The sequence below is a fragment of the Bartonella sp. AP57NXGY genome (assembly GCF_042195805.1).
Lineage (GTDB): Bacteria > Pseudomonadota > Alphaproteobacteria > Rhizobiales > Rhizobiaceae > Bartonella.
Map to the genome: position 1 here is coordinate 1 of NZ_JBHIOZ010000340.1, position 1,103 is coordinate 1,103.

Below are 1,103 nucleotides of genomic sequence, written 5' to 3' on the forward strand. Positions count from 1 at the left end.
TTAAGGTAGACATATAAGGTAGAAATGATGTTTATAAAAAAATCTTTATTTAGAAGCGTATTAATTATCGCACTTTTTACAACGTGTTTTATATCCACTTCAAATGGATATGCTAATTCTGAAGAATCTTCTTCATTTTTTAATAAGTTATTCTGTTCAAAAGTAACCACAGAATTAAAAACCGAACTTCATAATCACCTAATTCATGGAAACGAATGGTGGGAAAAAAGATTCAAAGAAATTAGAATGATAGAAGAAGTATATTTCTTGCATAACATGTCGACTTTATCAAAAGAACGTTTTGAACAACATGTAAATATGATAAGAGAATGGCATGATATACTGTGGGAAAGAAACAATAGTTTTAGCGATTTAACCGGCAGTATGCTACAAAAAATAAGTGCAATAGAGGATCTAAATAAAGCAAAACAATCTAAGAACCATATGGAGGAATCAGAAATTCTGAAAGCCCTTCCTATAATTGAAAAGCGGATAATTGAAAATAAAAGAAAACTTCATAAACTAGATTATGAAAGTGAAGCGTTATATAAGTTTATCATTCACTTTTATTGATAGTTACATAATTTTGCGAAAAATACTTTTGAAGCGCATTAAGAGCAACCTTTAGCGAACTCACAAGATGTAGTAATTCTTGATCTTCACTAACAAGGTACTGTAGCGCTGCATAAAGATTGTACTGTCTATAGAGATGTTGCGCCTCTTTTATTGCCTCGTGAACAGATTGATAATGACGCGTTGCTTTTTCAACCCATTGCTCAAAGCTATTAGGGTCTGAGTTTGTAGAAACATCATCATAAATAGCATTAGGCAAGCCCTTTGCACAAAGGTAATTATTCCTTATCTGTAGATATTGTTGCGCGGCATCATATTGCTCTTGAGTAAGCACGCCTTTTAAACAAAGTCGCCCTATATAAGTACCAGAAAGTGGATTTTTTGCCTCTTGTAGCGTTAAACCGAAACGCTTTGCACGCATTTCTATTGCCAATTTATCAACGGCTTCACGCGGTGCTTTTGCACGTGATATACGTCCGTTTGGTTCTCTTACCTGCCCTGCTATTTTAGGGCGTCCCCTTTTTTTATTT

The 1,103-nt window shown here is 34.0% G+C and carries 2 protein-coding genes; one reads left to right on the forward strand and one right to left on the reverse strand.

Annotation, left to right across the window (positions count from 1 at the left end):
* Positions 1-24: 24 nt before the first annotated feature.
* The gene (locus tag ACFIL8_RS10750) at positions 25-573 is read left to right on the forward strand and encodes a hypothetical protein (RefSeq protein ID WP_375637143.1); all 549 of its coding nucleotides are present in this window, start codon (positions 25-27) and stop codon (positions 571-573) included.
* Here ACFIL8_RS10750 and ACFIL8_RS10755 read toward each other — a convergent pair.
* Positions 557-1,103, reverse strand: a 547-nt coding sequence (locus tag ACFIL8_RS10755) for a hypothetical protein (RefSeq protein WP_375689767.1), incomplete at its 5' end; no start/stop codon positions are given. The genes ACFIL8_RS10750 and ACFIL8_RS10755 overlap by 17 nt on opposite strands.